The 2,855-nt window shown below is 62.9% G+C and carries 2 protein-coding genes and 1 pseudogene; 1 reads left to right on the top strand and 2 read right to left on the bottom strand.

Features of this window, described 5'->3' with window-relative positions; translation table 11 throughout:
- Window positions 1-204: 204 nt before the first annotated feature.
- Together QOD90_RS24230 and QOD90_RS24225 are read right to left on the bottom strand one after the other, a co-directional pair.
- A complete protein-coding gene (locus tag QOD90_RS24230; protein WP_526353850.1) occupies window positions 205-882 on the bottom strand; it encodes an acyltransferase in 678 nt (225 codons plus the stop codon).
- A gap of 135 nt (window positions 883-1,017) precedes the next feature.
- Window positions 1,018-2,097, bottom strand: coding sequence for a glycosyltransferase (locus tag QOD90_RS24225; RefSeq protein ID WP_526353852.1), 1,080 nt, complete (start codon window positions 2,095-2,097; stop codon window positions 1,018-1,020).
- 420 nt (window positions 2,098-2,517) lie between these two features.
- On the opposite strand from QOD90_RS24225, the pseudogene QOD90_RS24220 reads away from it, so the two are divergent.
- Window positions 2,518-2,855, top strand: a pseudogene (locus tag QOD90_RS24220) (class I SAM-dependent methyltransferase); the annotation flags it as partial.

Below are 2,855 nucleotides of genomic sequence, written 5' to 3'. Positions count from 1 at the left end.
GCACCAACGCCAACGTCCACAGCAGCCCGAAGCCGCGGCCACCGAACAGCCACATCATCGCGATGAGCGTTGTCGCGGCCGTGCGGGGGGCCGCCGTGACGGGCGTGGACTCAGACAAGTGTGGTTTCACCCGCCCTCGGCAGCGATGGGATTTCTGCCGCGGGTTCGAGAAGACCAGCCCGAATTCGCCTTGAGATCACGCCATCAGCCAAACAGCGGCCGATATGAGGCGCTGTACTGAAGGGCTTCGGGATTGCGCTTGGTGATCACCTTCGCGGGATTGCCGCCGACGACCTCGCATTCGCCGACGTCCTTGATCACCACTGCCCCCGCCGCGACCACCGCGCCGCGGCCAATCAGTGACGGCAGGAGGATCGCCCGGCTGGCTATCCATGCGTAATCCTCGACCACGGTCGGAATGGGCACGGGAAGGAAGTTGGGGTGGTCGAAGTCATGTCCACCGCCCAGGATGAGCACCTCGCTGGCGATGGTGACGTTGTCTCCGATCCACAGGCCCGCGCGCGCATCGAGCGTACAGCGGCCCCCGATGGTCGTGCAGTCGCCGACGGTGAGGAACTCGATGTCGAGAATCATCGCGCCGCGCATGATCCCCGAGCCTTTGCCGATCGTGGCGCCGAACAACCGCAGATATCCCAGACGAACGGTGTGGGAGGGGATGTGGGTGACGAACGAGTTGAAGATCAGCTCGCTGAGGCGATTTCGCGCCTTGCGTCGAAATCCCATGCCCTGCATCTTGTATTCGACGAGAGCACCGTTTTCGTCGATGCTCCACTCGGGGTCCGGTGGCATCTTCAAGGTCGGTGCCGCAGCGCGCTTCCTGGCAACGTCTTGCGGATCAGCGAACTTCGGCTCCCACGTCACGCGCTTTGCTCCTGACTTTTGCCCACACCGGCCATCTCCCCCGTCACGACGATATCAAGAAGGGTCGTCGAAGGTTGCCAGCCGAACCTCGCCGCGTCCTGCCGGTGTCGCCGGCGAGCACGACCCCATCCCGAGTCAGGAGACATCGACAGCTGCCAGATCGTCCACCGCGGCATAGAGTTTCCGCGCGAATACTTCCTCGGTGAATTGCTCGACGTGACGTCGGATCTTGTCCGGGTCGGGGGTCATCGCCTCGAACTGGTCGATCGCGGCGGCGATGGCTCCCGGCTCCGGCTCGTCGAAGTACAGGCCGCTGACCCCTTCGTCGATGGTGTCGAGGAAGCCACCGGACCGCAGCGCCAACGTCGGACGTCCCCAGACGCCTGCTTCGATCGGCGTGAGGCCGTAGTCTTCGTGGCTAGCCGCCAGCAGCGCGCGGCAATTCTTGTACAACTGCGCCATCTGGCCATCGGTGAGATCGCTGAGCATCGTCACGTTCGGCGTCTTCATGGCATTCAGGCGCGCGGCCTCGGGCCCCCGCCCCACCACGACCAGGCGACGACCGGTGCCGGCGAACGCGCGGATGACGACGTCGACGTTCTTGTAGGGCAACAATCGCGACACGCAGAGGTAGTAGCCATCGTCGCGCGGGCTCTCGACACCGGGCACGGGCTCCAGATCGTGGGTCTGCGACATGGCAACCGGCGGAAAGACGATGTCCGCGTCGATGCCGTAACTCTCCTTGATCCGCTTCTCGATCAGGGTGGAGATCGCCAGGTACTTGTCACACGCAAGAGCCTTTCGGCGATCCCATGCCCTGAGGTAAGGCGAGGTCAGCCGCAGTCCCAACCGGGTCACCGCGCTGGGATCGTCGCCAAGGTACTGATCTGGCAGATATAGCCAGCGCGCCGGTGAATGACAAAGGATCAACCTGCGCCCGCGGGTGCGGAATCCGTGCGCCCATCCGCTAGTGCTGGTGAGGACGATGTCGGCGTCAACGAACATTGATTCCGCCACCAAGGGAAGTATCGGCAGCACGGCGCGATGGTGTTTGCGCGCCAGCTTGAACTTGTTAAGGCCAGACACCCGGATATCGCGTTCGGCAAAATCTGGGTACGTGGTCGTGGGCTCGTAGAGCATCGTGTAGATGGGGGCTTCGGGAAAAGCCCTGCTCATCGAAAGGACAACCTTTTCCGCGCCACCCAGCTGGGTCATGTAGTCGTGCGCGATAGCCACCTTTGGACCATCAATTCCGTCGTACTTGCGAGCGGAATTCACGTTGTGATCCTTTTGCACGACGGCGCCGGATTCTCGGCAGAGGCAATATCGCGGCGTGGTTTCGACACCTGGCGAACTATAGGACACATTGCGGTACGCCCCGGGCGAACTCACCCGCAGGCGCCCATCACCCGCCTGCCGATGCGTACCGATCCCAGTGCCTGCGCCATGGCTACCGCGCGGGTCGGGCACCGTTTGCGTTGCATGCGGGCCCCGAACCGTGGAAAACTTCCGTCATTCACAGCAGGCGTTTCAACGTACCGATTCACCGCGGCCAGTCTCCGGTACCGTTGGGGGGCCGACGCTCGTCGAGTGTGTAATGTTTCCTCCTGGCAAACTACCTAACGGAGCTTTCATATGGGATACGAAAACCCCGCTGGCGGGGTGGCGACCGACACCACCCGAGTGAATTACATGGATAGGGACGAGCTCTGGCTTGGATACGAGCCGTTCGTCCTCAAACTCGCTCAAGCGGAGGGCATCAAGGACGTTGCCGAACTCGGTGGCGGTGCGAACCCCTTCGTGGCCGGCGACAACTGGGATTTCGCGCAGCACCGTGTAGTCATCGACATCTCGCCTGGCGAACTCGCGAAGGCGCCAAACAACGTCGAGGCCAGGGAGGCCGACCTCTCCCGCCCGATCGTCGACGGCCACAACTCCTACGACCTCGTGTTCTCGAAGATGCTGTGCGAGCA

The sequence above is a fragment of the Mycobacterium sp. genome (assembly GCF_032161845.1).
Taxonomy (GTDB): domain Bacteria; phylum Actinomycetota; class Actinomycetes; order Mycobacteriales; family Mycobacteriaceae; genus Mycobacterium.
Note: the sequence above shows the minus strand (reverse complement) of the source record. Positions and strands in the feature narration are given on the sequence as shown.